Raw genomic sequence first — 22,776 nt, 5'->3', positions numbered from 1 at the left:
GTCATTAGCACATAATAATGAGATAACATTTAGATAGAACTATATGTTTTTTTAGTAAATATCTGCTAATAATTTTTATGGAAGAATACAGGAAGGGAGAATGATAATGAACAATAAAATATCACTAATTCATTCAGCAGCGTTAGCTCCAACGGATTACGCCTATGCCAGTCGAGTACCATCGGGAATGAATGTACTATACCTGGCAGGCGCCTGTCCTCTTAATAAAGAGGGAAAAATACTTCATCCTAATGATTACGAGCTTCAAGCTGAAACCTGTGTCGTGAATTTGAAAGAAGCACTGAAAGAGTGTGGTGCTTTATTGGATAATGTTGTCTACACAAGGGTTCTTTTTTGCGTCTCACGATCGTTCAGATCTGGTAACAGCGTGGGATACCATCAGAAATAAATTTGGTGAACACGATGTGCCAAGCACCTTATCTGGAGTTACAGTATTAGGGTATTCCAATCAATTAGTGGAAATCGAGGCTGTAGCAGCAATCGAAGACTGAGGGAAAGCTCATTTCCTCCTTAAACGCCCTAATTAAGAGAAAGGCAGCTGCAAGAACGGAACAAATGATTAAAATTATAAAATCGATTAAAAAGAAGCTGGGGGGAAGAAAATTAAGTGTTTTTTCTATTTGCCGGACTATTAGCCATCATCGTTACTACTATTTCTATAGAGCTGAAACTGAGGAAAGCCAACGAACAAAACGAAAAAATGATTGAATTATTAAAACAAATAAAGGAGAAGCAATAATTAGAATTATGTTTCATTGGCTGAAAAATTTTCTCACCGGAAAAAAGACGGTGGTGATTCTTCATACCATCTATCCAGGCGAAGCGTTTCGGGTGGAACAGGCATTGCAGGAAGCAGGCATTTGGTGCGGCAAAGATATTGGTGGAACGGGAGATGTTTCCTATTCCACGAGAAACGTCACCAAGCTTTCTGTGAAAACAGAAGAGGAACACAAAGCAAGAGAAATTCTCCGAAACATTCAGAGAGACTAGTCTTATTTTGAGCCTCAAGCAGAAAAATTGGCGGGGCAATAAGGAATGAAGCTGGGACAACAAGTAAAAAAGCCGGGATGAGGAGAAAACAAGCTGAGTTGATAAGTAAATTGGCTGAGCCAAGGAGAAACGGGCTGGCGTAATGAGAAAATGCTCTGAGACAATGAAAAACTCTTGTTTATCAGCCGAAAAAATGGATCTGTCATTCTTTAGTGGTCGTCACGCTCCTAATGAGAGATTCAGCCGTCCCACTTCGATATAAACCTCGACTGCCTGGGATGGGAAATCTTACAGTACTGTTAGTTGTCCTATCTGCTTATTTTTGGAATAAAGGAAAAATTTTTACATTTTTCACGATGCCGATGTTTTATGTTTGTTATACTGTGATTACATTTATATAAGGAAGAAGGGAAGAGGGAGTGAAGAATTTACCGATTAATTTACAGGAGAAATTATCTAAGTTTCAAGATCAATGGTCTCCCAAAGTAATTGCTGAAATGAATGATTATCAATTTAAATTGGTCAAAGTACAGGGGGATTTTGTTTGGCATAAGCATGAAGATACAGATGAAGTCTTTATTGTCATAGAAGGTCATTTAATCATTGAATTTCGTGAGGGAGAAGTGATTTTACAGGAAGGCGAAATGTTTGTTATTCCCCAGAATGTTGAACATAAACCCTATGCAGAAGCAGAATGCAAAATGTTGCTTGTAGAACCTAAAGGTGTGATTAATACCGGCCAGGAAAAAACGGAGCAAACTGCGGAAAATGATGTGTGGATTTAACCCTTGCAAGAAGAGAATTTTTTAGTTTGGAAAAAGCTGAACTCCCCCCAAATATACGAAGATTGCGGATAGTGTTCTTGCCTATTTTTTCATATGGGGGCACTGCCCTCTTTTGTATTCTTGCTCTCCTATTCCCAAACTCTTACAAAATACAGAGATCCGCCGTATACTATGCCCAGGGAGGTGATCTCATGGCATTAGAAAAGAGGGAGATCAATGATGAAATCTGGCAGGCGATTATCGAAAATGATCCTGCTTTTGATGGTATTTTTTATTACGCTGTAGAAACCACAGGTATATTTTGCAGGCCTTCGTGTAAATCAAGGGTCCCGAACAAGAAGAACGTACGAATTTTAAAAAATGCCCAGGACGCCCTCTTGGAACAATATCGTCCCTGTAAACGCTGCAGGCCGGATAATCTTCAACTTCCAGATGAAGAATGGATTGAGCAGATCGCGACTTGGATTGATACGCACTATAGGGAATCCCTGACCCTTGAAAAGATGGCAGAGCTTTTCCATGGCAGCCCTTATCATCTGCACCGAACCTTTAAACGAATCAAGGGAGTGACGGTTTCCGACTATACACAGCAGATTAGAATTTCTGAAGCCATGAACCTGCTTTCTTCTAACGCCAAAACAGTGAGGGAGATTGCTAATTTGGCAGGCATTCCCAATGCTTCTTATTTTGCAACATTATTTCACCAAAAAACCGGGCTGACACCTACCGAATACCGCCAAAGAAAATCTACCAGGGGGAGGAACCAGCATGAGCCAACGTCATAAACAAATTGTTTATTGGACCATGTTCTCTCATCACTCCTGGCAAATGTATATGGGGGCTACGTGTAATGGATTGTGTTATGTGGGATCTCCTAATCAATCATTGGATGCATTAGAAAGATGGGCGGAGCGCCAATTTCCTGACTATGATTTACTTCAGGACGATCTCCAATTAAAGCCTTATGTTTCCCAATTCAAACAGTATTTAGAAAAACAACGTACAAGCTTCGAGCTCGCGATTGATCTTCACGGGACAACGTTTCAACGGTCCGTCTGGCATGTATTAAGCAGTATTCCATATGGCCAAACGATGTCTTATTCAGAGGTGGCCAAGCATATACAAAAGCCGGAGGCGACTCGTGCTGTTAGTAAAGCAATAGGTGCCAACCCTGTTCTTATCGCGATCCCTTGTCATCGTGTCATTGGCAAAAACGGCGGGTTAACAGGATATCGAGGAGGACTCGAAATGAAAACAAAATTACTGCAATTGGAAGAGGGCAAAGGCGCGCTAGTGGAATAGTGCGTCTTTTTTATTAGGCTGTAGAGGAATTTATTGACTTTCGAATATACTCAGTTAAACTGATTATATAAATAACTGATTAAAAGTTGGTGTCTATGTTGTTCCTTCAAGAATCCTATGGTTTTTTACTTGCAAAAGCAGAAGAAGAAATGGAAGTACGCTTTATGGAGAAACTAGCACCTTTAAAACTGAATGCCAGACAATTTGGGATTCTTCAGTACCTTGAGGAATATCCTCATTCCTCCCAAAAACAAGTAGGAGAAGCGCTGCACATTGATCGAACCACCATGGTGGCTCAAATTGATTATCTGGAAAGTATTCTATGTGTTCAACGGTCGAGGAATCCAAGGGACAGGAGATCCTTTGGATTAACTCCAACAGAACAGGGACGGGAAAAATTAAAAGTTGGACGCAGCTGGCTTGAAAAAACCGAATTGGATGTCCTTTCAAGTCTGACAGAGAAGGAACAGAGAGAGTTAAAGTCCATTTTATTAAAAGTCTGGGCAGCCATTCCGAAGGGAGAAAATGAATGAATCGACTTGATTATTTTAAAGCAAGGCTAGAAGCAAATATGAGTCCGATGGAATACCGTACGGCTAAAAATGAAAACCCAGAGAATTATGTGCTGGTGGATGTCAGAGTAGGGCCGGCTCCAGTCAGAAACGAGATAGCAGAAGGGGCGCTGGTTATTCCTTTAGACGAATTACAAGATAGAATGCCGGAACTTCCCAAGGAGAAAACCATTGTCGTGTATTGTTGGGACACTTGGTGTACCCTTGCTTCCAAAGCTGCTGTCCTGCTGCTTGAAAATGGATATGATGCAAAGGAACTTTATGGAGGAATGGCCGCCTGGAAAACCCTCGACTTCCCAACGTCAGCATTATCAGAAACAGCCTCATTTTCCGACGGGAGCAGCGGTGTGGACTGTGAATGCTAGGAACCTATCGAGAATTGTCATGTTTCATTGGCTGAAAAATTTACAATTACTCTTCCTGCCATCTATCCAGGGGAAGTATCTCGGGGGAATAGGTTATGCGGCTGGGACGATAAGAAAATCAGCCGAGACAAGGAGAAAACAAGCTGAGTTGATGAGTAAATCGGCTGGGACAAGGAGAAACGAGCTGCCGTAATGAGAAAATGCTAGATGGTAAGGAGAAAACTTCTGTTTATAATTACTAACGGGATACTTTATGGTCCGGTGATTATAATATTCCCTGACGCCAGGTCCAGCCGCTCCTGTAAAGGTTCATCGATATGTATCTCGACCGGCTGGGAAGGGAAATCTTCCTCATCAAAACGGTAAATAACGCTGTTGATTATCCCTCCGGCAGGGGCGCTTTTTTCATAGGAATCCGGCGTCACTTCAATGCCTTCATGGAAATCGTCGAGTTTACACGGGAGGGGGATGCTGACTTCTCACCATTCCATTTAAAACATTCTTTGAAGGGCCCGTGTCCGCCTTCCTTTATTAATAAGTCACACTTATAAAAGTGGAAACATTCCCTCCTTTATCAACCAAATGAAGAAAAAATTTAAAAGTTTTTAATCCCTTTTTTTCTATAATCGTTCAGCCTGCTTATTATGCAACCACGGAGTTGCTCATGTTTTACAGGCAACGCCTATACTTTATTATGAATTGGAGAGTCACAATAGCAGTCTTCGACGATACATGCGGCAACCTTATTCAGATATTGCAGCAGTAATTTCATGCCTAATTTATATATCAGAATTTTACACCCTTCCTTCCTAAAAAACCCCGGTGCTCGCGAGCACCAGGGTTCCTTCTAGGATTCTATCGTTCGACGATAGTAATGTTGGTGTAATAATGGGTAAGAATATCGCGGTAGTTCATACCTTGGCGCGCCATCTCATAGGCGCCCCACTGGCTCATGCCGAGACCGTGGCCCCAGCCGCTGCCGGTAAACTGATACGCGGTGGCGGCGGTGGAGAGGTATTCGACGCCTGACGTTGTCCGCACGGCGAGATTGTCATAGGCGATGACTTCATCGGAGCCGTCGGCCTGACGCATGTCCATTCCCATTGCCGAATCATAGCTTTCTTCCGAACCATCCGCTGTTTTCACCGTGACGCTGCTGCTGTCTTCTTTCGAAAGATCAAACATCGTACTTTTCAGGGTAGAGCCGAGCGCCCAGCGGATCGAGTCCGCTGACGAGCCGTCGGGGATGATTTTCTCCTGGGTTTCCCCGGTGTCCTCATTTACCCCGGTAGCCCGCAGCTGCTGAACACGGCCGGCTTCACTTTTTTCCAAGACTTCCAAATTGGACAGCTCCCAGTCACTGTCCGGAAATACCGCATCACTTACGGCATCCCGATCAATTTCTTCGGTCCATTCATTATTCGGGTTCGCGTTGTGGGTATCATAAGGGTCGTCCACTCCGCGGATATAAGCCACCTCGTTCGACCAGACATTTTCGCTGTCGTCGGTATGACCGCCGGAACTGGCGTGAAAGTACGCATAAATCAGATTGCCGTTATGCTCGGCATAAATCCCTTCCGTTTCGCGTACCGCCTGATTGCTGCGGCTGCCTTCCCCGGAACGGCCGTGATACACCTGATGGGTCGTGGTATCATATAAAAATTCGTTGGAGTCCATGTTTACTTTGGCGTAATTTCGTGCTGCCACCGCCTGAGCCTTCAGTGCTTCCAGCGGCCAGGAGGACGACATCTCATGAGGCACGACCCCTTTTAAATAATCTTCCATGTCGAGTACATTAAAAAGCTGGAGCCGTCCGACGGTTTCTTCCTCATCGTCATTTTCCGGGTTCTGTTCTTCCGCATCTTCCGCACCGCCCGGATTGCGCTCTTCTTCCGGTTCAATCACAAAAGATCCCCGGTACGCTGTGGTCTGGAAAGAAGTTCCTGCCCGGAGCACGGAGCTTATAGATACATAGTTATTGCTCGATATACCGTCTTCCTGAAGAGCAAAGCCATCCGCAGAAGTATGCATTTCGCTGTCATCATCGGATATCTTGACGGTGACATCATCTTCTCCGTGGCGGAACTGAATCTCATCATCGATGGCGATCGTCTCTCCGTTTTCGAGATCGACCAATTCATAGGAGCCGTGAATGTTTGCATTAAAATTAGAAGACGGAACCAGTTTAATCGTCATCGGTTCGTCGTAGAAATCCTGCGGTTCTTCCGCGCTGGCTCCGGCAGCGGCAAAGGCAGCAAGAGGAACAGAAAGAAGAACCGCTGTCATTTTTTTATACATACTAAGGGATCCTTTCTATGTACAAGTTTCATTGATTAGTTATTGTTCTCTGCTTCCTGAAGTTCTTCGACATCGTTTTCCAATTCATCAATGCGGTCTTCCAGTGCTTCGATTCGTTCTTCCAGCGGTTCAATCTGGGAAACCACCCAGTCCACACTGGCCAGCACCGGTTCTGAAGCTGCGATGGCCGGGGTAGTGACGATAGCACCAATGGCCAGAATCGAACTCGCGGCGCCGGCTAAAAAGTATCGTTTCATAAGTATAAGAAGCCTCCTTCGTTTCCATGAATCTGTGAAAATGGTAGAAAGTTAATAGTTTTCAGTGCATTTTCACAGGAAATATGTAATAATAAATTGAAACTTTTACTAGAGAAAATTATACCAATTTTTTTTACATCGGAAAAGATTTCTTAAGCCCTAAAAAAGATGAAACCTTAAAGAAAAAACCGACGTCTAACCAACAGGGCAGATTCATAACAGCAAATCTCATAAAAAAATGAGTAAAATTATATGAAGTGGTACTGTTTTGTACAAATTATGATATAATTCGGTGGAATGCGGTTTTTTTACATCTGTTTATACTAGAATTAGAGAAACATCATTCCGACCGGAATTTTTTAATAAATAAACACATAAAACAACTACGAATTGGTAACGGTAATGGAGGAGGCTCAAAATGATCACTGGACTGGCGCTGACAACTTGTTTTCTGCTGTCGCTGATATTGACTCCATTTGTGAAGAAATTAGCGTTTAAAATTGGAGCAACAGACCAGCCGAATCACCGAAAAGTGCATAAAGGAGCGATGGCGCGCCTGGGCGGATTATCCATTTATATTTCTTTTTTAGCTGGTTTGTTCATCCTGCAGCCGGAAAACGCGTATATGCCATATATATTAACCGCTGGAACCATCATTATAATCACCGGATTTCTGGATGATCTGACGGAATTGTCCGCAAAGTGGAAGCTGTTTGGCCAGATTATTGCCGCCGTCATTGTCATTATCGGAGGCGTGCAGATTGAATTCATAAACCTTCCGTTTGACGGACGCTTGTATTTAGGCTGGTTCAGCATTCCGTTGACCCTGATTTGGATCATTGGTATTACCAATGCGATTAACCTGATTGACGGCCTTGACGGTCTGGCCGCGGGTGTTTCCTCGATCGTCCTTGCCACCGTTTCGGTCCTTTCCATCATTCAGGGCGATATTTTCATCGTCGCTCTCGGCATTGCGCTTCTTGGCGGGACTCTTGGATTTCTTGTTCACAATTTCAATCCGGCCAAGATATTTATGGGAGACAGCGGGGCTTTGTTTCTCGGCTTTATGATCGGGGTCATTTCCCTGCTCGGGTTTAAAAATGTAACCATATTCTCCCTCGTCGTGCCAGTTATTATACTTGCTGTGCCGATTTCCGATACGTTCTTTGCAATCATCCGCCGGGTGGTAAACAAACAGCCGCTGTCCGCACCGGATAAATCTCACCTGCACCACTGCCTGCTGCGGCTCGGGTATTCGCACAAGCAGACTGTCATGATCATCTATGCTTTAAGCCTGTTCTTCGGCCTGTCTGCTGTAATGTTTACCATCTCCACGCTGTGGGTGTCCCTTGTGATCATGATGCTCCTTCTCATCGGCATCGAATTAATGGCAGAATTTGTAGGACTCGTCAGCCACCGGTACCGGCCGATGATGCGTCTCATGAACAAATTCAATCTGCCCAAACGGCCGTAAAAACCCAGCTCCCTGCTGACACACCAGCAGGGAGCTTTTTTAATGAAAGTTTCCGTTGAGGAACGGATAAATGGTCTGGGACAAGGAGGAACCTCGGAGTGGTGATGGATAAATGGTCTGAGATAAGGAGTAAAGCCGGAGCGGTGATTAATAAATGAGCTGAAACAAAGAGAAAAAGGCCCGGGATGAGAAGAAAATGGAGTAAAAAGAAGGAAGTTCGGTTGAATTGTCGAATAGTAGAAAAAAGGAGAGGATGCCATGATAAAAAAGCACCGCACCAAACCCGCGGTCCTGCGCAAACTGCAAATTCTGCAGCGAAGGCTTCCGCCGGCCCATCCCAAACGCCCCGCCGTCGAAAAGGAAACCGCCAAATATGCCTCCGGCTACCGCGGCGAACAGGCTCTGGATTACCACTTATCCTTTATTAACCCCGATTACCCCATTTTCCACGACCTCCGCTTGTTCCACCGTTCCACTTATTTTCAAATCGATACCCTTCTGTTAACGCCCTTCTTTATTTTGCTGATTGAAGTAAAAAACATGGCAGGTACGCTTATTTTCGATGCGGATCGTTATCAAATGATCCGGCGGCTTCATGGAGAGGAGGAAGGCTTTCTCGACCCGAGGCTGCAGGTGAGCCGCCATCAGCTCCAGCTCGAACAATGGGGCAGGCAGAAGGGCCGGAAGCTTCCGCCCATTTTAACCACGGTGGCTATTAGTTTTCCTTCCACTATCATCATTGCTCCCCCGTCTCCCTTTACGAAAGTCATTCACGCCGCCCAGCTTCCCTTCGATATCTCGGAGCTGGAGAAACAACACCCCGTTTCATCTATTCCGATGTCAGGGATCGCAAGTATAACCTCCAGCCTGATTCAAGGATGTCACCCTAAACCCACCAATATAATGAAGGAGAGGATATTCAAAAAGGAGTCCAGTGCCCCTCCTGCAGCGCCCTGCCGATGAAACGCACCCGACGAGGCTGGTGGACCTAACAGACATGCGGGCGTCAGGACATAGACGCTCACAAACAGACGCTTCAGGATTTTCTCCAGCTGTTCGGCCCTGCGATTTCGAGTGAAGAATGCCGTGATTTTCTCGATCTCTCCTCCAGTCAGGCGGGCCTGCGCCTCCTCCATTCCCTCCATCTTTCTCATAATAACAAGAAGAAGGGGCGCCGCTATAATTTATCTTCCCTGGGAGGAGAAAACGACGTGGGGTGATGAGTAACAGAGCCGAGACCATTAGAAAAATCCCCGGGACGATGAATAACGGGCAGCTGTGATAAAAAAACGGGCCGGTTAAGGAGAAAACGACAGCAGTCAATTAAAAAAAGCTGAATCTCCTTACTAAGGAGATTCAGCCTGCGTGGTTTCGTTCTTATCCTCGGAAGCCGTTTCGTCTTCGATTCCCAGATGGGTGCGGAGCTCCTGTGATATCTGCTCAGTGGAGGCAGGATCAAGCTGGTAATAATAGACACCGTCATACCGGACATCGGAACCTTCGAGCTGAAGTTTGTTGATATCCCCGACAGAGCCCGCGTATTTATGGAAGGAAACCAGATCCCCCACGGTGAAGTTCATTTTCATATGATCCTCAACGCTTTCCAGTACGTCATCATATTTATGGATAGAACCGATCGAAGCGCTGCGCCGGATTAACGCGGAAATGATTTCTTCCTGCCGGTCGCCGCGGCCAATGTCCCCGCGCGGATCCTGTTTTCTCATTCTTGCATAGGCAAGTGCTTCTTCCCCGTTTAACATCTGCGTGCCTTCCTGGAGGGAAATGGCTCCATGATTTCCCTGACTGTCCTGCTCGGTAAAGGCAAATGGAACATCTACTTCCACCCCGTCCAGGGCATTGATGATTTCAATAAATGCCTCAAAGTTCAGTTTCACATAGTAATCCACCGGGATATCGAGCATATCCTCCACGGTTTGGATGGCTAAATCAGTGCCGCCGTAAGCGTGGGCGTGGGTGATTTTATCCTCGCCGTGCCCGGGGATGCTCACAAGGGAATCGCGGGGGATGCTCGTCATTTTTACACTGCCCTGCTCCCGGTTGAAGGTGGCAAGGATCATCGCATCCGTGCGCCCTTCCAGTTCTCCGTCCCGGTCATCCACACCCATGAAAAGGACAGAAATATTATCCTGGTTGGGATCCACGGCCACTTCGCGTTTTTCCGATTTTTCCCCGCGGTCCAGTGTTTCCTGGGTATCTGCTGCAACGGTCGTGAATTTCCAGGCGAAATAACCGACCAGAGCGCCCAGTAAAACAAATGAAATTAACCCCAAAACCATAATTGTTTTTAAAACACGGCGGGTCCGCTGTTTGCGTCGCCGCAGTCTCGTGTTTGGTTCCTTTTTTGCCATAGTATTCTCCTTAATTCTCCAGCTGTTTACTCTTCATCATTGTACATAATCGGCCTATTTTCGTAAATAACATTTTACAGAAGCCAGCCAACAATATAGTGACAATATATACCCCATGTTGTTAGACGAGGGAGAAAACGATTGGGTTACAAATACATACAGAAAATATTATTTCCCCGGAAATAATGAAAAGTTTCTCCCTGGAAGAGGATTAAACGAGAAAAGGTCGAATAGTTAAACAAGGCATACCTAGTTATTCGTCCGCATCCCGTTCTAAATAGGTGTCCTTGAGTTCCTGTATGGCTGCCTGACCGCTGGTGAGATTTATCATCCATTCCGTGAAAATATCCTTCTTTTCGACAGGAACATACACATGGAAGGATACAGCATCCTCATACAATGTATCCATTAATAAATACGAAGACTGGCGGATTTCGTTTTCGATTTTTCCGATCCAGGTGTAATCCAGGGTGACACTCATGACTTTCATTAAGGAACGTTCCACGACGCCGACGGCATTTATCCCTTCTGTAACCGCCGTTCCGTATGCACGGATCAGACCGCCCGCCCCCAATTTAATACCTCCGAAGTAGCGGGTGACAACCACACACGTATCTTTTAATTCCCTTTTTTTCAGGACTTCGAGCATCGGGACTCCTGCTGTTCTGGAGGGTTCGCCGTCATCATGAGCTTTCTGGATATCATCCTGTTCTCCGATAAGATAGGCGGAGCAATTATGGGTGGCGTTCGCGTGTTCCTTCTTGATACTTTCGATAAACGCTTGGGCTTCGTCTTCGGTTGTAACACGTTTGACATGTGCAAGGAAGCGGGACTTATTGATGGTAATTTCGTGTGTTCCGCTGGTTTTCACGGTATAATAAGCAGCAGGCATGACGTAATAACTCCTCCTAATGGTGTAACTATACTATAATAATATTGTAAAACTTGAAAAGCCTGAGACATGATATCCTATACAAAGAAGTTTTATTTCCACACAATTTCGTGGAATATGTAAATTTTTGATTTTTTATTATTATGGGTTATAGGCCCTTCTGAGTGTGCTAAAATAATCATAACGAATCAAGATTATCTGTCAAACATAAAGAAGCGTGGTGACACTTTTGTCAACAAAGCTTTCGTTAGATGAAATTATTGATAAAATGCTGGGCACGGTAGGTGACAGCAAGGAACAGATTTTTGAAATCAGTGAAAGATCGAGGCAGGAATATGAATCCCTCCAGGATGAGCTGCAGCAGGTGCGCCAGAAAGTAGCGTCTGTGATCGACAAATCAGAGAGAACAGAGATGCAGGCGCGTTTTGCGAGAAACAGGCTTGCCGAAGTCAGCCGCCATTTCAAAAGCTACAGCAATGAAGATGTTAAAACAGCGTATGAGCAGGCGAATGAACTGCAGGTAAATCTGGCGGTGCTGCAGCAGGAGGAAAAACAGCTTCGCGAACGCCGCGATACGATCGAACGCCGTCTGATCCAGCTTGAGGGCACCATGGAGCGTGCCGAAACGCTTGTCAGCCAGGTGACGGTTGTGTACAATTTTCTCGCCGGCGATTTAAAAGAAGTCGGGGAAATGGTCGAAGATGCTAAAGAAAAACAGCAGTTCGGCCTGAAGATTATCGAAGCCCAGGAAAAAGAACGAAAACGGGTGGCCCGTGAGATTCATGACGGGCCGGCCCAGATGATCGCCAATGTTATGCTCCGGTCTGAACTGGTGGAACGGGTCCGCAGTGAGCAGGGGATGGACAAGGCATTGGAAGAGATCCAGGACCTGCGTTCGATGATTCGCTCCAGCCTTGCGGAAGTAAGACGGATTATTTATGACCTGCGGCCGATGGCGCTGGATGATCTCGGACTAGTGCCGACCCTTAACAAGTATTTGAAAAACTTGGAAGAACACACAGAGATGGAGGTCCGCTTTACATCGATCGGGCGCGATGATATCCGGCTGTCTGCCAACCTGGAAGTCGGTTTGTTCCGGATCGTGCAGGAAGCGGTGCAGAATGCGTACAAGCATGCCGATCCGAGAGAAGTACAGGTGAAAATCGAGATGAAACGTACCTACGTTTCTATCGTCATAAAGGATGACGGTAAAGGTTTTGATCCTGCCGAAGCCAAAGACGACTCTTTTGGCTTAATGGGAATGAGGGAAAGGATTAACGCCCTGGACGGAGAACTGACTATCGACTCCGCCCCGGGGAAGGGAACGGTGGTCATGGTTCATGTTTCCGTGGATGACGCGGAGCAGCAGTGATCACGTTTCTGCTGAAAATAGTATATCACAGGGTAAAACGAAATATTGAATGTAATCGAAAGGATGAGCGAAATGCAAGAGCAGTTAGATCAATCCATTAGATTAATCCTCATAGATGATCACCAGCTTTTCAGAGAAGGTGTGAAGCGCATTCTTGATATGGAAAAGAATTTTGAAGTTGTCGCAGAAGGCGATGACGGGGACGAAGTGATTTCCCTTGTGGAAGAAAACGATCCGGACGTTGTGTTAATGGACGTGAATATGCCGGGAACCAACGGGGTGGAGGCCACCCGGGATTTGATTGAAAAGCACCCGGACGTGAAAGTATTGATTCTTTCCATTCACGATGACGAATCCTATGTTACCCATGTGCTGAAAACCGGAGCGGCCGGGTATTTGCTGAAAGAAATGGATGCTGATGCCTTAATTGAAGCAGTCAAAGTGGTCGGACAGGGAGGCGCCTATATTCATCCGAAGGTCACCCATAATCTTATCAAAGAATACAGACGGCTTGCATACGGCGATGACAGCGTGGATTCGACAGCAGAAATCGGGTATAAAGAAGTCGAATACCGTAAGCCGCTCCACATTTTGACACGGCGCGAATGTGAAGTGCTGCAGCTGATGACAGACGGCTACAGCAACCGGATGATTGGAGAAACGCTGTATATCAGTGAAAAAACAGTGAAAAACCATGTCAGCAACATACTGCAGAAAATGAATGTGAATGACCGTACCCAGGCTGTAGTAGAGTCGATTAAAAAAGGCTGGGTTAAGGTTAGATAACGTTTTATCCTTCTCTTGCGGGAACTGGGACATGCCCGTACAATATATAGAAAGAAAGTAAAGAGAGGATATACCTATGTCGAATATTGCGATTGTCACAGACAGTACTGCTTATCTGCCGGAAGAAACAGCAGCAGCTTTCGGAATAACAGTGGTTCCTTTAAATGTTATTTTCGGGGAGACTTCCTACCAGGAAGAAGTGGAGCTGTCTACCGATGCTTTTTACGAAAAAATGAAGACAGCACCGGAACTGCCTTCTACGTCCCAGCCGTCTCCCGGCACCTTTTTGGAAGTGTTTGAAAAACTGGCTTCGACCTATGACGAGATTATAACCGTTCATTTGTCCAGCGGTATCAGCGGAACTTATCAGACCGCTCAGGCTGCAGGAGGAGAGGTCGAGGGAGCCGAGGTGTATGCCTTTGACTCAGAAATTAGCTGCATGCCGCAGGGCTATTTCGTGCTCGAAGCTGCAAAAATGGCACAGGACGGGAAAACAGCGACGCAGATCATCAACAGGCTGGAAGAAATGAAGCAGAACACCAGGGCTTATTTTATTGTGGATGATTTGAACCATCTGCACCGCGGCGGGCGTTTGAACGGAGCCCAGGCGCTGGTCGGAAGTCTGTTGCAGATCAAGCCGATCCTTCATTTTGAAAATAAATTGATCGTACCATTTGAAAAGGTCCGTACGGAGAAAAAAGCCCTGAACCGGGTGTACGAGCTGTTTGACGAAGATGCCGGAACGAATGCCTCCATCCGAGCTACCGTCATTCACGCGAACCGTCCGGAAAAAGCTGAGTCGATCCGCCAAAAACTTGCCGGGCAGTATCCCAATGCCGATATTGACGTCGGCTGGTTCGGCCCGGTCATCGGCACCCATCTTGGCGAGGGCGGCCTCGGCATAGGCTGGTGCAGGCTCTAATAGGTGGAAGCTGCTCCCCGGCTTCCTCCGTATTTCCTTCCCCTTCATTATATTTTCCCTTTTTTATATCCTAAAATAGAATAGGACGATGCGAATGAAAATGATTCATGTGCAGTTACCCGGGGATACGTGTGCTTTATGCCTGCCGGAGGTACTAGCTCCAAAAGGTGGGACGATTTCAGCCGGTCCGGATATCATCAGCCGTCTCCCCGGCCTTTCTGCTCCTTCTCCCCGCCATGTTTCTGATTTTTCTCCCGAGCTATATCAAACGATCCAACACGTCTGTATGGGCAAAGAACTGCTTTATGAAGAACTGCCATGGGACTGGAGGGACCTGGAACCTTTTCTCCTGGCCCGAATCCTGGTCCTGCGCCCCGGCCTTACTCCAACAAAAAAGGGATGGGTCTGCCGCCGCTGCGGCAACGCCTCCCCGCGCCACTACGGAGTATTAGACTGCGCCCGCTGCGGAACAAAGTGCTCCTACTGCCGCCACTGCGTAAACATGGGAAGAGTAAGTGCCTGTTCGGCGCTTATAGCCTGGAATGGACCACCCCTTTTTTCCAGTTCCCCCCAACCGCTGCTGCAGTGGAATGGTACTTTTTCAGCAGGGCAGAAAAGGGCGGCTGCTTCGATCGTTGAAGCGGTGGAAACGAAATCGGAACGGTTAGTCTGGGCCGTATGCGGAGCTGGGAAGACAGAGGTGCTGTTCCCCGGGATGGAACGGTCTCTGCAAAAAGGAGAGCGGATATTGCTGGCTGCCCCGCGCACCGATGTTGTTCTGGAGCTGCTCCCGCGTCTCCAGAAAGTATTTCCTGATACGGCCATTGTCGGTTTATATGGAGGAAGTGAAGAAAAAGATTGTCTCGCCCAGCTTGTGATTGCCACCACCCATCAAACGATGCGCTTTTCCGAAGCCTTTGATCTTGTCATTATTGATGAAGTTGATGCCTTTCCTTTCACGGCAGACGCTTCCCTTGTGAATGCTGTGGAAAAAGCGGCCAGGTCTGTTTCTGCCCGGATTCATCTCACCGCAACGCCGACTCCTTTCCTACAGAAACAGGTTAAGAAAAAATTACTTCCCTGTGTCCGCATTCCCCGGCGTTATCACGGATTTCCGCTTCCCGTTCCGCGGATGGAGTGGAGCGGAGCATGGAAACGACCTGTCACAAAAGGCAGGCTGCCAAAAAAGGTGCTCCGCTGGTGCCGCACTCGTATTGAAGAGACCATCCCAGCGTTTGTATTCGTTCCTTCCGTTACCGTCCTGGAAGAGGTGACGGCGATTTTACAGAAAACCTGGGCGGCCGTGGAAGGTGTACACAGTGCTGATGACCAGCGCCATAACAAAGTGCAGCGGTTCCGGGAAGGGACCGTGCCTCTACTGGTGACAACCACGATCCTGGAACGAGGAGTGACTATCCCCGGGGTGGAAGCAGCTGTCCTTGGCGCGGAATCCACCGTTTTTACAGAAAGCGCCCTTGTGCAGATAGCGGGGAGAGTAGGACGGAGCAGCGAAAACCCGGACGGCGACATTGTCTTTTTTCATGCCGGCAAAACAGAGGCGATGACAGCGGCAGTACGACACATCCTGATGATGAACAAGGAACCCCTGCCGGAGGAGGCCTCGAATGAGTGAGTGCCTGTACTGCGCCGGTCCTATCACAAATTTCACGACCTGGAAGACGCTGTTTTTCCCAAAAGAACCCCTCTTGTGTGATGAGTGTGAAGCATCCTTTCAGTTGATTACAGGACCGATTTGTCCCATCTGCAGCCGCCCCCAGTCTTCCGAAGTATCCTGCGGGGACTGCCGGCGCTGGGAAGAAGATCTCAGCTGGAGCGGCGTCCTGCGAAGAAATTATTCGCTTTTCACCTATAATGACGCCATGAAAGAATGGATCGCCTCTTGGAAGTACCGCGGTGATGCCGTTCTCGCCCAGGCTTTTCAATCCCGCCTCCAGACACTTTACCGGCGCTGTTGTGATGGAGCTGTCCCGGTTCCAATCCCCCTCAGCAAAGAACGTCTGCAGGAACGCGGATTTAACCAGTCGGCGATCTTAGCTTCTTTCGTCTGTCCTCCTCCCAGATTGTTTTCCAAAAAATACACGGCCTCTCCCCATGAGCCGGCTTTTCTTCTGGAACGCACCGCCCACGAAGAAAAACAAAGCAAAAAATCCAGATTGGAGAGAATGTCTTCCAGCACCCGTCCCTTTCGAGTTCTCCTGGAAAAAAACGAGATAGAGGGTAAAAGTTTTGTTATAATTGACGATATTTATACAACAGGAACAACGTTACGAAAGGCAGCGGAAGAACTTAGAAGGAATGGGGCGAAGGATATATGTTCGATTACGCTGGCCCGGGGGTAAAGAACATTGCAGGGAGGGAGAAAGATCATGCAGAATCTCGATAATTGCCCGCGCTGCGGTGATTTGTTTGTGAAATCACTGCGTCCGGTGTGCAATAAATGCCACAAGGAAGTAGAGGAAAAGTTCCAAAAGGTCTACAATTTTATTAGAAAACGTGAAAACAGGCAGGCCACGATGAGTGAAGTGGTAGACGCTACCGGGGTATCGCAGGAAGATATTACGCATTTTATTAAGGAAGGCCGGATTCATGTCAGGCAGTTTCCAAACCTGGAATATCCGTGTGAGTCATGCGGCAAAAGTATCAGAGAAGGGCGGATCTGCAGCAGCTGCAAAGACAATATTGAAAGCGGACTGCAATCACAAGCCCGCGAGAAAGAGCGGTCGGAACGGGACAAAGAAAGGGAACGGGCTCGTTACCAAACGTATCATTCGCTGAATGACCGGATGAAATGAGACATTTGTACCGGTTAAACATGAAGGCTGTCATCCGATATAATAAATGTTACAGCAAATATATAAGAACAGATGGAATAGATGCTAGAGATTCAGGGAGGTGAACGCTGTGAAAATAAATCCCCTCGGGCCGTTAAACAACCCGTATCAAAAGCAGACGGAAGCCCAGCGCCCCGCAAAACAGGAAAATCAACAGCAGGAAAAAGATAAAGTAGAAATTTCTGATCAAGCGAAGCACATGCAGCAGGGAAATGATATCGAAGCGTCCCGCCAGGAAAAAATAGATCAGTTAAAACACCAGGTTCAGTCCGGGGAATACGAGTTTGATCCCCAGGAAGCAGCAAGAAAGTTCGCAGAATTCTGGTCTGGAAAATAGAAATGGATAAACGGGCTGTCTCCTTCACGTCCGATCGAACACCGGGAGGCAGCTGTCATCCAGGAACGTTAAGAACAGAAAGCGGGGAAAGGTATGTCGGTAAAAGCCATTTTTGAAACGATGGCCCTGCTCGTCCAGCAGCATCAGGAGTTGAACAAGCTGTCGGCGCAAAAGACAGAGCTGATTAAAGCCAACGATACGAAAGAATTGGCCGACCTGCTGAAAAAAGAAAGCAAACAGATCCGTTCCATTGAACAGACAGAAAAAAAACGGCAGGCCGCCACCACCGTCTTTTTAAAGGAAAAAGGGGAAACGGATTCAGAAGGCACTGTCAGTGTGCTGTTAAAACACCTGCCCGAAGACCATCATGATCCGCTTCTGCGCCTGCAGGAGGCCCTGCTTGCGGAAATGGCGGGACTGCGGGAGAAAGAAGCATTGAACCGTACCCTCGTGGAAGACTCCCTGCAGTTTGTACAGATGACACTTGATATGATCCAGCCTGATCCGGAAGCTGTGCATTATACCCATCCGGAAGGCAGGGATTCAGAGGATAGACCGGAAGGGTTTTCTATTTTTGATTCGAAAGCCTGAAATTGTTTTAGAAAAATGGAGGAGGAACGGTCATGTATTCAACTTTTCATGGGCTGGAAACAGCACGCCGCGGAATGTTTACCCAGCAGGCGGCGTTACATACTACCGGACATAACATTTCCAATGCTAACACAGAAGGATATACCCGCCAGCGTGTTAATTTCTCTCAAACGGAGCCTTACCCGAACGCGGCCCGTAACGCGCCCCGCGTCCCTGGCCAGATGGGAACCGGCGTAGAAGCAGATTTTATTCAGCGGATCAGAGAAGGCTACCTGGATAACCAGTACCGCGGAGAGAACGCCACGGCGAGTTATTGGCAGACAAAACATGATTCCCTGGAGCGGATTGAAGATTTGATGAATGAACCGTCCGACAGCGGCCTTTCGAATTCGATGGATGAATTCTGGAACGCCCTGCAGGACTTATCCGTGAACCCGGAAGATTCCGGCGCCCGCTCCGTGGTACGCCAGCGCGGGACGGCACTGGCAGAAACATTCAACCATATTGCGGATTCGCTGGAAACCAACCAGCAGGATTTAAAGCAGCAGATTGAGACCAACCAGAGCGAAGTTAATTCGATCCTCAGCCGCATCAATGATCTGAACGAGCAGATTTCCCGGGTGGAACCGCACGGCCAGATGCCAAACGACCTGTATGATGAGCGGGACCGGCTGTTGGACGAGCTTTCCGGGATGGTGAATATTGAAGTGGACAACCTGGAGCCCACCGGCCATGCCGAAGATGCAGCCGAAGGGACAGTCGACGTGTATCTGCTTGATGATAATGGAGATCGGATGGAAGATGAAAACGGAGATGATCTAAAACTTATCGAAGGCGGCGAAGATAAAGATTTCCGCCAGTTTGATATCAGCGTGAATGAAGAGGACGGCAAACACGAATTTGTCGACGATACTTCTATGTATTGGGACAGTGAAGGCGAGGGCGAAAGTATTGAGATGGATCTTGAGAACTCCCCTGGAAAGATGAAAGCTCTGCTGGAGGATTTCGGGATTGGAGAAGCAGGCGATTATCAAGGAACCTATCCTGATTTAATGAATGACCTCGATACGATGGTGGAAACTTTTGCGAGTGAGTTTAATGACGTGCACCGCGAAGGCTGGAGCCTGAACGATATCAATGGAGGCAGGACCGAGGGCGGCGTACCGTTTTTCTCCTTTGACAACGGAGACGGAGAAAGCGCAGCGGCCAGCCTCCAGGTCAGCCAGGAAATAAAGAATGACTTGGACAACATCGCTGCTTCTTCGCCAAACAAGGCTATGCTGAATTTTGAAAGTGGAGATGAAAGTGTCCCCGGTCCGATGCTTTCGGGAGAATATGAAGGGGACTCTATCGACCTTCAGGTTCGTGTAGATGACAGTGGTGCGTGGGAGTACAGTGAAGACGGCGGAACCAGTTGGGACGGAATAACAGGGGATTCCGTTACCATTGATGGCTTGACGATCAGTGTGCCGGAAAATGTAAATCCCGGAGAGGAAACAACCTGGTCGGCAGAAGAAGAAATTACCGAAGGGTACTCTCCTGAAGCATTTGCCGGAGACGGTTCCAACGCCCTGGCACTGGCGAACGTAAAAGATGAAGATCTTGATTTTGGCGGCGACAGTACCACCAATGTACAAAGCTATTATCAGGGAATCATCGGTCAGATGGCCGTAGACACGGCAGAAGCTGAACAGAAAGCGGAAAACACGGGCAGTCTGCGGGACAGCGTTGACAGCCGCCGTATGGAAGTCAGCAGCGTCTCACTGGATGAAGAAATGAGCAACATGATTCAGTTCCAGCACGCCTACAACGCCGCAGCGCGGAACATTACTGCCGTGGATGAAATGCTGGACCGGATCATTAACAATATGGGACTTGTCGGCAGATAAAGGTTATTCCCCGCTTATGGGAAGCGGGGGAATCTAGCACCGGGATAAAATTAGAGGAAGGTGACACATGATGCGCGTAACACAATCGATGCTGGCGCAGAATTCACTCCGTCATATCAGCCAGAGCTTTGATCGCATGGGAAATTTGCAGGATCAGTTGTCCACCGGGAAAAAAATTACGCGTGCGTCCCAGGATCCAGTTGTGGCGATGAATGGCATGCGCTACCGGACTCAGGTGACCGAAGTGGAACAATTTCAGCGTAACTCCGGCGAAGTTTACAATTGGATGGATTCCACCGATTCAGCGCTGGATAAAACAACCGAGGCGCTGCAGCGGGTACGGGAGCTGACCACGCAGGCTGCTAACGATTCCTACGAGGAAGGCCAGCGCGGAAACATTGCCGAGGAAGTTTCCCAGCTGTTTGACCATATCGTCTCCATGGGCAATACGCAGTCCAATGGAAAATATATTTTCAACGGAGCCAATACAACCAATCCCCCTATCGATGAAGATGGATTTGATGTAGGGGCGGACACATTGGATGGCGCCGGAGAAGATGTTCTCTCCCAGCATCAGATCACCATGGATGGGAAAGTGTATACTCATGCCGGCGGGGATGATGCCGTGTATGAGAACGAAGATGGGACCCAAATTCAAGTCTTGGATGAGAACACAGTGGCGTACACAGATGCAGAGGACAACATCGAGGAGTTGGACGCTTCTGATGTGGTGGTTTCTCAAACGGATGCTGTTTCTACGAACCAGGACGACGTCGAAATTGAACTGTTGAAAGGCGTTACCATTAAAGCCAATTCCCGTCCCCAGAACACGTTCAATAATGCCCTCTTCGGAGACCTGAAGGAGCTGGAACAGAAGCTCAACGACCCGGACACGGAGGGAGAAGACCTGACCGGGTTTATCGATACGATTGATTCCCACATTAACAACACGGTGAACGAACGGGCGGAAGTCGGGGCGCGCCTAAACCGCGTCGAAATGATTGAATCCCGGCTCGGGGAACAGGAAGTTACAGCAGAGCGGATCATGTCTGAAAACGAAGATGCGGATATGGAAAAGGTCATCACGGATTTGATGAGCCAGGAAAATGTGCATCAGGCGGCACTCTCTTCAGGAGCGCGTATCATTCAGCCGACCTTGATGGATTTCCTGCGTTAAGCTGAAAAAAGGGGGATCGATGTATGGAGATGCCAAGGGTGGAAATCACGACAACAGATGCCAAAGTAGGCACCTCGATAACACGTCCCCCCATGCAGCTCCGCCAGCCCCCGGCTGACCTGAAGATCGAGCAGCATGTTATGGACACGGTGGAAATTTCAACCAAAGCGGCAAAAGTGAACATTGATCAGTCGGAAGCGTTTAAAGATGCCGGCCTGGTTCCCCCGCTTGAACGTTCCAGCGAATTTCTCCAGAAAGCCAAACATACGGCGCTAGAATTCGCAGCGAAAACGATGCGGGAGGGAGAACAGCTGAAGTCCATTGATGAGAATGGGGGCAGAGGAAGCGCCATTGCTGCCATTGCCAAACAAAATACCCGTCTGATCAGCCTGGAAACAGAGCTTGGCTACATTCCGGAAAGCGCCGATAAAGTGAAATTCGAGGTGGACCCTCATGAGATCTCCTTTGAGGTGGAACGAGCCGAAGCAGATATCCAGGTAGAAACGAACGAACCAGAGATTAACATCCCGCGCTGGGAAGTGCAGCATTACCTGGAACAAAAGCCGAGCATCTCGTTTCAGGTTGTCGGCGGCCAAGTCAACCGCACTCTGTAAAATCTATAAAAAAGGTGGATACCCCCTTTGAAACTCCAAACGAAATACCTTGGTGAGATAGAAATAAAAGAAGAGCAGATTTTGAATTTTGAACAGGGCCTCCCCGCGTTTGAAGACGAAACAGCCTTTGTGCTGCTTCCCTTCAGCAGCGATGAGGTATTTTTTATTTTACAGTCCATTCACACCCCTTCTCTGGCGTTTGTGGTCACTGATCCGTTCCATTTTTTTGATGACTATCAGGTCGAAGTATCAGACGGCGTGATTGAGCAGCTCGATATCGAGAAACAGGAAGACGTCGCCCTGTTCACTGTCCTCACCCTGCAGGAACCATTTTCCCGGACGACGGCCAATCTGCAGGCTCCGATTATCATCAACATGGCCGAAAAAAAAGGAAAGCAGATTATCCTCAGCGAATCCTCCTATGAAACCAAGCATTCCATTTTTTCGCAGGAACCCGGGAACTCGGTGAACCAGAAGGGGGCGCGCTGATGCTGGTACTAACACGCAAAACAAACCAGTCGATCCAGGTCGGAGAGGACATTGAAATAAAAGTGGTCGCTATCGACGGCGATCAAGTCAAAATCGGCATTGACGCTCCGCAGCATGTGGATATCCATCGAAAGGAAATTTATCTCTCCATTCAAGAAGAAAACAATCAGGCGGCCGGGGAAGATAACCTTTCCATACTAGAAGCATTATCCCGGCAGATGAAAAAATAAAAACCCCGCTTCCCCCTTCCGTATAGTCTAATTGTCCAGTCATGCCGGGACAGAAGTAGGATATCAGACCAAAGAATCCCGTCTATAATGAGTAATAAAGGTACTCTCGTTCCTTGTGTAAAAAGACGGGAACAGGTATGATGAAAAGAAATAATTATTTTTTTACTGGAAATGGAAGGGATGGAAAAAGGG

The 22,776-nt window shown here is 47.6% G+C and carries 29 protein-coding genes; 24 read left to right on the top strand and 5 right to left on the bottom strand.

Annotated features, from left to right (window positions below; all coding sequences use genetic code 11):
* Positions 1 to 100: 100 nt before the first annotated feature.
* The 9 genes from G475_RS27790 (at position 101) to G475_RS25335 (ending at position 4,035) form a co-directional block, all read left to right on the top strand.
* On the top strand, positions 101 to 409 hold the full coding sequence (locus G475_RS27790; protein WP_324603222.1) for a RidA family protein: 309 nt from the start codon (positions 101 to 103) through the stop codon (positions 407 to 409).
* Entirely contained in the window at positions 330 to 512 is a 183-nt protein-coding gene (locus G475_RS27785) for a hypothetical protein (protein WP_233275799.1), read from the top strand. Before G475_RS27790 ends, G475_RS27785 begins: the two co-directional genes overlap by 80 nt.
* A gap of 116 nt (positions 513 to 628) precedes the next feature.
* Positions 629 to 760: a hypothetical protein gene (locus tag G475_RS27915; protein ID WP_267880109.1), complete on the top strand. Its 132-nt coding sequence runs from the start codon at positions 629 to 631 to the stop codon at positions 758 to 760.
* 8 nt (positions 761 to 768) lie between these two features.
* Positions 769 to 1,011, top strand: a complete 243-nt coding sequence (locus G475_RS0115855; RefSeq protein WP_026702118.1) for a hypothetical protein — start codon at positions 769 to 771, stop codon at positions 1,009 to 1,011.
* A gap of 419 nt (positions 1,012 to 1,430) precedes the next feature.
* The gene (locus tag G475_RS0115850; protein WP_026702117.1) at positions 1,431 to 1,796 is read left to right on the top strand and encodes a cupin domain-containing protein; all 366 of its coding nucleotides are present in this window, start codon (positions 1,431 to 1,433) and stop codon (positions 1,794 to 1,796) included.
* 191 nt (positions 1,797 to 1,987) lie between these two features.
* Positions 1,988 to 2,581 carry a bifunctional transcriptional activator/DNA repair enzyme AdaA gene (locus G475_RS0115845; protein WP_026702116.1) on the top strand — a complete coding sequence of 198 codons (594 nt, stop codon included), beginning with the start codon at positions 1,988 to 1,990 and terminating at the stop codon, positions 2,579 to 2,581.
* Positions 2,565 to 3,098: a methylated-DNA--[protein]-cysteine S-methyltransferase gene (locus G475_RS0115840; protein ID WP_026702115.1), complete on the top strand. Its 534-nt coding sequence runs from the start codon at positions 2,565 to 2,567 to the stop codon at positions 3,096 to 3,098. The genes G475_RS0115845 and G475_RS0115840 overlap by 17 nt, the downstream gene beginning before the upstream one ends.
* 95 nt (positions 3,099 to 3,193) lie before the next feature.
* Positions 3,194 to 3,631: a MarR family winged helix-turn-helix transcriptional regulator gene (locus tag G475_RS0115835; RefSeq protein ID WP_026702114.1), complete on the top strand. Its 438-nt coding sequence runs from the start codon at positions 3,194 to 3,196 to the stop codon at positions 3,629 to 3,631.
* Positions 3,628 to 4,035 (top strand): rhodanese-like domain-containing protein, encoded by a 408-nt coding sequence (locus G475_RS25335; RefSeq protein WP_051302590.1) that lies wholly within the window; start codon positions 3,628 to 3,630, stop codon positions 4,033 to 4,035. The genes G475_RS0115835 and G475_RS25335 overlap by 4 nt, the downstream gene beginning before the upstream one ends.
* A 251-nt stretch (positions 4,036 to 4,286) precedes the next feature.
* Here the strand turns inward: G475_RS25335 and G475_RS27315 are convergent, their stop codons facing one another.
* The 3 genes from G475_RS27315 to G475_RS0115810 all read right to left on the bottom strand — a co-directional run bounded on the left by G475_RS27315 (position 4,287) and on the right by G475_RS0115810 (position 6,590).
* Positions 4,287 to 4,460, bottom strand: coding sequence for a hypothetical protein (locus G475_RS27315; protein ID WP_156911745.1), 174 nt, complete (start codon positions 4,458 to 4,460; stop codon positions 4,287 to 4,289).
* Positions 4,461 to 4,890: 430 nt separating this feature from the next.
* Positions 4,891 to 6,333: a SpoIID/LytB domain-containing protein gene (locus G475_RS0115815; protein WP_026702112.1), complete on the bottom strand. Its 1,443-nt coding sequence runs from the start codon at positions 6,331 to 6,333 to the stop codon at positions 4,891 to 4,893.
* A gap of 35 nt (positions 6,334 to 6,368) precedes the next feature.
* The gene (locus G475_RS0115810) at positions 6,369 to 6,590 is read right to left on the bottom strand and encodes a hypothetical protein (protein ID WP_026702111.1); all 222 of its coding nucleotides are present in this window, start codon (positions 6,588 to 6,590) and stop codon (positions 6,369 to 6,371) included.
* A 418-nt stretch (positions 6,591 to 7,008) separates the two neighbouring features.
* On the opposite strand from G475_RS0115810, the gene G475_RS0115805 reads away from it, so the two are divergent.
* Positions 7,009 to 8,064 (top strand): glycosyltransferase family 4 protein, encoded by a 1,056-nt coding sequence (locus G475_RS0115805; protein ID WP_026702110.1) that lies wholly within the window; start codon positions 7,009 to 7,011, stop codon positions 8,062 to 8,064.
* Positions 8,065 to 8,322: 258 nt separating this feature from the next.
* Positions 8,323 to 9,027, top strand: a complete 705-nt coding sequence (locus G475_RS25330; RefSeq protein ID WP_051302588.1) for a nuclease-related domain-containing protein — start codon at positions 8,323 to 8,325, stop codon at positions 9,025 to 9,027.
* Between the two features lie 383 nt (positions 9,028 to 9,410).
* Here the strand turns inward: G475_RS25330 and G475_RS0115795 are convergent, their stop codons facing one another.
* Both G475_RS0115795 and G475_RS0115790 read right to left on the bottom strand, forming a co-directional pair.
* Positions 9,411 to 10,433 carry an LCP family protein gene (locus tag G475_RS0115795; RefSeq protein WP_026702109.1) on the bottom strand — a complete coding sequence of 341 codons (1,023 nt, stop codon included), beginning with the start codon at positions 10,431 to 10,433 and terminating at the stop codon, positions 9,411 to 9,413.
* Between the two features lie 253 nt (positions 10,434 to 10,686).
* Positions 10,687 to 11,325, bottom strand: a complete 639-nt coding sequence (locus G475_RS0115790) for a YigZ family protein (RefSeq protein WP_026702108.1) — start codon at positions 11,323 to 11,325, stop codon at positions 10,687 to 10,689.
* A gap of 229 nt (positions 11,326 to 11,554) precedes the next feature.
* Here G475_RS0115790 and G475_RS0115785 point away from each other — a divergent pair, with 229 nt between their 5' ends.
* From G475_RS0115785 to csrA, 13 genes are all read left to right on the top strand, one after another.
* Positions 11,555 to 12,697, top strand: a complete 1,143-nt coding sequence (locus G475_RS0115785; RefSeq protein ID WP_026702107.1) for a sensor histidine kinase — start codon at positions 11,555 to 11,557, stop codon at positions 12,695 to 12,697.
* Between the two features lie 72 nt (positions 12,698 to 12,769).
* The gene (locus tag G475_RS0115780) at positions 12,770 to 13,483 is read left to right on the top strand and encodes a response regulator (protein WP_026702106.1); all 714 of its coding nucleotides are present in this window, start codon (positions 12,770 to 12,772) and stop codon (positions 13,481 to 13,483) included.
* Between the two features lie 76 nt (positions 13,484 to 13,559).
* Positions 13,560 to 14,405 (top strand): DegV family protein, encoded by an 846-nt coding sequence (locus G475_RS0115775; RefSeq protein WP_026702105.1) that lies wholly within the window; start codon positions 13,560 to 13,562, stop codon positions 14,403 to 14,405.
* 94 nt (positions 14,406 to 14,499) lie between these two features.
* Entirely contained in the window at positions 14,500 to 16,038 is a 1,539-nt protein-coding gene (locus G475_RS0115770) for a DEAD/DEAH box helicase (RefSeq protein ID WP_233275793.1), read from the top strand.
* Positions 16,031 to 16,765: a ComF family protein gene (locus G475_RS0115765; RefSeq protein WP_051302587.1), complete on the top strand. Its 735-nt coding sequence runs from the start codon at positions 16,031 to 16,033 to the stop codon at positions 16,763 to 16,765. Before G475_RS0115770 ends, G475_RS0115765 begins: the two co-directional genes overlap by 8 nt.
* Before the next feature lie 27 nt (positions 16,766 to 16,792).
* The gene (locus G475_RS0115760) at positions 16,793 to 17,218 is read left to right on the top strand and encodes a TIGR03826 family flagellar region protein (protein WP_026702102.1); all 426 of its coding nucleotides are present in this window, start codon (positions 16,793 to 16,795) and stop codon (positions 17,216 to 17,218) included.
* Between the two features lie 109 nt (positions 17,219 to 17,327).
* Positions 17,328 to 17,594, top strand: coding sequence for a flagellar biosynthesis anti-sigma factor FlgM (gene flgM / locus G475_RS0115755; RefSeq protein ID WP_026702101.1), 267 nt, complete (start codon positions 17,328 to 17,330; stop codon positions 17,592 to 17,594).
* A gap of 93 nt (positions 17,595 to 17,687) precedes the next feature.
* The gene (locus G475_RS0115750) at positions 17,688 to 18,185 is read left to right on the top strand and encodes a flagellar protein FlgN (RefSeq protein WP_026702100.1); all 498 of its coding nucleotides are present in this window, start codon (positions 17,688 to 17,690) and stop codon (positions 18,183 to 18,185) included.
* Positions 18,186 to 18,217: 32 nt separating this feature from the next.
* A complete protein-coding gene (gene flgK, locus G475_RS0115745; RefSeq protein WP_026702099.1) occupies positions 18,218 to 20,074 on the top strand; it encodes a flagellar hook-associated protein FlgK in 1,857 nt (618 codons plus the stop codon).
* A 67-nt stretch (positions 20,075 to 20,141) separates the two neighbouring features.
* Entirely contained in the window at positions 20,142 to 21,251 is a 1,110-nt protein-coding gene (gene flgL / locus G475_RS0115740) for a flagellar hook-associated protein FlgL (protein WP_324603221.1), read from the top strand.
* Positions 21,252 to 21,274: 23 nt separating this feature from the next.
* Positions 21,275 to 21,865 (top strand): DUF6470 family protein, encoded by a 591-nt coding sequence (locus G475_RS0115735; RefSeq protein ID WP_026702097.1) that lies wholly within the window; start codon positions 21,275 to 21,277, stop codon positions 21,863 to 21,865.
* Positions 21,866 to 21,892: 27 nt separating this feature from the next.
* Complete coding sequence (gene fliW, locus G475_RS25325; protein WP_035711476.1) at positions 21,893 to 22,354, top strand: flagellar assembly protein FliW; 462 nt, start codon at positions 21,893 to 21,895, stop codon at positions 22,352 to 22,354.
* Positions 22,354 to 22,584 carry a carbon storage regulator CsrA gene (csrA, locus tag G475_RS0115725; protein WP_026702096.1) on the top strand — a complete coding sequence of 77 codons (231 nt, stop codon included), beginning with the start codon at positions 22,354 to 22,356 and terminating at the stop codon, positions 22,582 to 22,584. The genes fliW and csrA overlap by 1 nt, the downstream gene beginning before the upstream one ends.
* Positions 22,585 to 22,776: the final 192 nt, after the last annotated feature.

The organism is Salibacterium aidingense DSM 18341 (assembly GCF_000429685.1).
GTDB classification, from domain to species: Bacteria; Bacillota; Bacilli; order Bacillales; family Marinococcaceae; genus Salibacterium; species Salibacterium aidingense.
Note: the sequence above shows the minus strand (reverse complement) of the source record. Positions and strands in the feature narration are given on the sequence as shown.